Raw genomic sequence first — 5,604 nt, 5'->3', positions numbered from 1 at the left:
CAATCCCCAATCCCCAATCCCCAATCCCCAATCCCTATGTCAATTTCTTCTGGACGCCCACGTAGCATCCACGCCGACCAAGCCATTCTCCAAGCGACCCTAGATTTGCTTGCAGAGGTAGGATATGAAAGCATGAGTATAGAAGCGATCGCTTCCCGTGCTGGAGTTGGTAAAACGACCATCTATCGGCGTTACACTTCCAAAGAAGAATTAGTTGCAGACGCGATCGAAAGTTTGAGAGATGATTTAGTGATCCCCGATACTGATAGCTTTTGGGGAGACATGGATATCCTGATTAATAATGCCGCCAAAAAAATAGATAGTCCCCTTGGTCGTCAGACACTTGCGCTGATAATTAGTACAGCATCTAGCAATCCTCAGTTTGCAGAGGTTTACTGGACAAAATATACAAAACTCCGACGTGAAGCCTTTTCTAAAATACTTGAGCGTGCCAAGTCTAGAGGCGAAATTCACAAGGATGCAGACGTAGAACTGATTATCGACCTTGTAAGCGGGTCACTATATTATGCACTGATCTTCAAACCCACAACCGAGCCAGTAGAAGCATACATGCGCCGCACCATGAATCTTTTGATAAAGGGAGTAGGGAGTAGGGAGTGAGTAGGGAGTAGGGAGTAGGGGAGGTGAGGGACAGGGAAAAAGGTTAAAGGGTAAAGGGATAAATTTAACCTTTCCCCATTCCCCATTCCCCATTCCCCATTCCCCATTCCCCATTCCCCATGCCCAATTCCAACTTGTTAGCAAAATAACTTTTCACTATAGGTCATAAATGAGATGATGGAGAAATTAGAGAAAAAGGTGAACAATTGTTATTTTTCTCCTTCCGCTTCTGGTTGCAGAATGGCATCACAGTATTGAATGAGGGTTGTCAAGCGATCGCAAATCGTCTGAAGTCTCGTTTGTGCAGTAGATGCTTGCCGCGCTCCTTGGAAAAACATTACATCTATTTCCAACAAGCGCAATTGCTTGCTCATCTCCGTTTGATAAGACTGCACTCGCCAGTTTTCATCAGCCAAAGGCACAATCTCTTGCCCGAAAAATTGCTGCAACGAGGCTATACGCTGTCGCAGTTCAGGCGCAACTATTTGGGTAGTTGTGGCATCGGAGCGTAATTGCTCTAGCAAGGTTACGAGTGCCAGATATTTCTCACGGTTTAAAGACATCCAGTGCTAGTTAAGATAGTATTAATGTCAAGTAATTTTTCTTCTACAATAAACTTTCTTAAGTACTTATCAGCACTAAAAGCCTCAAATCATGGTTTGAGGCTTTGTTTGCCATCAATGGATTTTCAAGTTTATGATCCTTGAAACCCGCAGTGGATGACTACCGTCTGCAATTGGAGAATCATCCTTACACTGTTTTTTCTACCCTTCTCTGGGCGACAGCATCTTCTTAGAGCGATGCTGCCAGTTTTATTTATCATTCAGTTATCTACCGATCCTATCCAAACCCAATTGTATGAGCAGTCTAGCTATAAATTCATCAGTTGATCTCGCCATTCCGGAATGGTTAAAAAAATGTTTGAAGGAGTCATCCACAACTAGCGGTGTAGGGGAAGATGACCGAAGGCATAGTGATACAGTCTTGATTGGTCGCGCATTTGAATTTGCTTACCAACTGCATCAAGGTCAATACCGCAAATCTGGAGAACCATACATTGCCCATCCCGTTGCTGTAGCCGACTTGCTGCGTGACTTGGGAGGTAGTGCTGCTATGATAGCAGCTGGATTTCTCCATGATGTCGTTGAAGATACAGAAGTTACAAGTCAAGAAATAGAAGAACGCTTTGGCCCAGAAGTGCGGCAATTGGTCGAAGGTGTCACCAAGCTTTCTAAAATCAATTTCACCAGCAAAACCGAAAGCCAAGCCGAAAACTTCCGGCGGATGTTTTTGGCAATGGCGCAAGATATTCGGGTAATTGTGGTGAAATTGGCAGATCGTTTGCATAATATGCGAACTTTACAATATATGTCAGAGGCCAGCCGCCGCCGCAGTGCCCAGGAAACGCGAGATATATTCGCGCCCTTAGCCAATCGCTTGGGGATTTGGCGAATTAAATGGGAACTGGAAGATTTGGCTTTTAAATATTTGGAACCAGAAGCTTTCCGCGAAATGCAAGAGCATGTTTCCGAAAAACGGACGGCGCGAGAAGAGAAATTGGCTAGAGCTACGAACATGTTGCAAGAGCGTTTGCAGCAAGCCGGAATCAAATTTCAGGATATCAGCGGTCGTCCCAAGCACCTTTATAGCATTTACCAAAAAATGCACCGCCAGCAAAAAGAATTTCATGAAATTTACGATTTGGCAGCGCTGCGAATTATTGTTCAAACTAATGAGGAATGCTATCGGGCGTTGGCGGTGGTTCATGATGCTTTTCGCCCAATTCCTGGGAGATTTAAAGACTACATTGGACTACCAAAGCCTAACCGCTACCAGTCGTTACATACTGGGGTGATTGGACTAACTGGCCGTCCTTTAGAGGTGCAAATTCGGACAATCGAAATGCATCATATCGCCGAGTATGGGATTGCCGCCCATTGGAAGTATAAAGAAACCGGAGGTTCTAGTATTAGCCATTTGACAGCGACAGATGACAAGTTTACTTGGCTACGGCAACTGCTGGAATGGCAAACTGATCTCAAGGATGCCCAAGAATATCTTGATAGCGTCAAAGATAATCTATTTGAAGATGATGTCTATGTCTTCACCCCTAAGGGGGATGTTGTTCCTTTAAGTCCTGGTGCTACCACTGTAGATTTTGCTTATCGCATTCATACGGAAGTGGGGAACCACTGTTCAGGGGCGCGGGTGAATGGGCGAATGGTGCCACTGTCAACGCGGCTGCAAAATGGCGATATTGTCGAGGTTTTAACCCAAAAGAACTGCCATCCGAGTTTGGATTGGTTAAACTTTGCCAGAACTTCGGCGGCGAAATATAGGATAAAACAATGGTACAAGCGATCGCGCCGGGAAGAAAATGTCGCCCGTGGACGGGAGTTGTTAGAAAAGGAACTTGGTAAAACTGGTTTTGATAGTTTGCTGAAGTCAGATGCGATGCAGATTGTCGCCGAAAAGTGTAACTACCACAGCGTAGATGATTTACTCGCTGGTTTGGGTTACGGTGAAATTACCTTGAACCTAGTGCTAAATCGTTGGCGAGAAGTAGCAAAGGGACAACAACCAGCTTCCACTGTGTCGCCATTTATCCCCAAAGAACCAGCGACATCAAAAGCTTTGCGAGATGCACCTCCAACTACCTCACGTTCCACAGATTCGCCAATTTTTGGGGTGGAAGGTTTGGTATATTATTTAGCTGGGTGTTGTACCCCGATTCCTGGCGAACCAATTATTGGTGTGGTGACGCGAGGTCGGGGGATTTCAATCCATCGCCAAGGCTGCCATAATTTGGAGACTGTGGAGTATGAGCGCTTAGTACCAGTTAGGTGGAACCCAGGTGCCGAAAATAGTGGTCGTCCGCACACATACCCAGTGGATGTTCAAATTGAAGCCCTTGACCGCGTAGGGGTGCTAAAGGATATTTTGTCACGCTTGAGTGACCAAGGGATTAACGTTCGCCATGCTCAGGTGAAAACCTCTGCTGGTCAACCTGCATTGATCGACTTAGGAATAGATATACGCGATCGCTCTCAACTAGAGCAAGTGTTCGTCCAAATTAAGAAAATGAGCGACATTTTGAATATCCGCCGCGTTGGTCAAATTGACGAGTAAGTTTGCCAATTACTAAGGTGCGTTAACGCAGTGTAACGCACCAGTTCATACCAATCTGAAAAAAGAATGCGACAAATAAACCATCTTGTAGAGACGCGATGAATCGCGTCTCTACCCAAGAATGTGTTGCAATCATTAATTGAATTGGTATTAGGCTCATGATTGAGCGATCGTTTTTAGGAGTCGAACCGCAGAGAAGGTTAATTATTAATATTCATAGACTGCAACATTTTTTCTCGCTTCTTGCGGGCAATTTCTTGTAAATCAACAGTTCTATCAGTTTCATCTACAATCTCACCAGTGATCACCTCAAGCACATCTTCCAAAGTGATGACACCAGCGATGCTTCCATATTCGTCTACCACTACTGCAAGATGTTCACGAGCTTCTATAAAATTTTTCAACAATTTATCTGCCCGAATTATCTCAGGAACAAAGTTGACTTTTCGAGTCAGACTAACAATTTTTTGATCGTTACTTCCTTCAACCATTGCTGTCAGTAAATTCTGTTTTAAAGCAAATCCAATGACTTCATCAAGAGATCCATCTATTACAATAATCCGGGTGTGTTGGGACGCAATAATGTTGGTTTTTGCTTCCGCAAGAGTCATATCTCCGTAGATATATGTCAGCATGATTCGGGGTGTCATTAAATCAGATGCAGTCACATCATTTAATCTAAACACCCGCTGAATCATTTCTGCTTCCTCACTTTCGATAATTCCCTCTTGATGACCAATCTTCGCCAACAGCTTTATTTCAGCCTCATTTGTAGTTGGTCGTTTTTGCCCTTTAGAAAAAGGTGCAGTAACATTTTCTAGAATCCAAACTAAGGGTGTGAAAGCAATAGCAAGTCCAGCCACAGGTATAGCCGCAAGTATAGCGATTTGCTCAGAATAACGTTCTCCAATTGTCTTGGGAATGATTTCACCAAAGATGATAATCAGAAATGTCAATACTCCTGAAAATACACCAAGCCATCTATCTCCTAATACTTGAGTAGCAATATTACCTGTGAGAATACTGCCAATAATATTGAAAGTATTGTTGAGGATTACAATAGCCGCAATCGGTCGATTCATGTTTTCACGAATCGCTAAAAGTGTTACTAATGAACGGTTATTTGATTGTGCTAATTGTCTGACTCTTAGGGTTGAAACAGAGAACAGGGCCGTTTCTACACTAGAACAAAGGGCTGAACCTAAAAGAACAACAAACACAATGATTACAAGCTGTAGCATAAAGTTTCCCAAATATGGGAAGCGAAAGTTGAGCTTAAATGATAGCTAAAGGAGTTGCTATCTTGTTATTTTCTGAGTTTAGCGTTTTCCTATTTTAAGCTCATTGTCCGGGAAGGCTTTGCTCCCATAGCACTAGATTTTCAGCTTGTAGGTACTTTATTTATTATGTCTGCTTGATTGGTTATTAAACCTGGAGAACCTACCCTGACAAAGCTCTGACAATTCAGGTTATGTGAAAAAGTCCACAAAAACCTAACCCCCTTCCCGACGCGGGAAGGGAGAAACCGGAAAATCTTGTTCCCTCCCCAATGCATCGGGAGGGTTAGGGTGGGGTAAAACCTTGGTTAATCAGCTATTTCAGACTTGTGTGTACACCGTAGCTCCTTTTAGGAGAGAGGAATGAAAAACTCCACGCCACTTGCGGGATGGAGTTTCCCGTCGCTTTCAATGAAATTTTTCTCTCTTCCCGAAGCCTACGGTGTACACACAAGTCCTAAAAACCTAGCTTGATAAGCATTTCCTCGTTCCCAGGCTCCGCCTGGGAATGCATTCTTGAGTCTCTGACTCAATATCTGACTAGAGGCAGAGCCTAGGGTGTTGACTCTGTACCCTT

4 protein-coding genes are annotated in these 5,604 nt (G+C 43.8%); 2 read left to right on the top strand and 2 right to left on the bottom strand.

The genetic code is table 11. The features are described 5' to 3' along the window. Positions 1-36: 36 nt before the first annotated feature. Positions 37-621, top strand: coding sequence for a TetR/AcrR family transcriptional regulator (locus RRG12_RS37510; protein WP_420762708.1), 585 nt, complete (start codon positions 37-39; stop codon positions 619-621). Between the two features lie 209 nt (positions 622-830). Here RRG12_RS37510 and patD read toward each other — a convergent pair whose 3' ends face one another. After that, positions 831-1,184 carry a heterocyst frequency control protein PatD gene (gene patD, locus RRG12_RS37505; protein ID WP_069074330.1) on the bottom strand — a complete coding sequence of 118 codons (354 nt, stop codon included), beginning with the start codon at positions 1,182-1,184 and terminating at the stop codon, positions 831-833. Between the two features lie 295 nt (positions 1,185-1,479). On the opposite strand from patD, the gene RRG12_RS37500 reads away from it, so the two are divergent. After that, the gene (locus RRG12_RS37500) at positions 1,480-3,750 is read left to right on the top strand and encodes a RelA/SpoT family protein (RefSeq protein WP_420762699.1); all 2,271 of its coding nucleotides are present in this window, start codon (positions 1,480-1,482) and stop codon (positions 3,748-3,750) included. 200 nt (positions 3,751-3,950) lie between these two features. Here the strand turns inward: RRG12_RS37500 and RRG12_RS37495 are convergent, their stop codons facing one another. Next, positions 3,951-4,991 (bottom strand): hemolysin family protein, encoded by a 1,041-nt coding sequence (locus RRG12_RS37495; RefSeq protein ID WP_069074328.1) that lies wholly within the window; start codon positions 4,989-4,991, stop codon positions 3,951-3,953. Positions 4,992-5,604 lie beyond the last annotated feature (613 nt).

The organism is Nostoc sp. CALU 546, assembly GCF_048836525.1.
The sequence above is the reverse complement of the archived record's forward strand: the minus strand, read 5'-3'. Positions and strand labels throughout refer to the sequence as shown.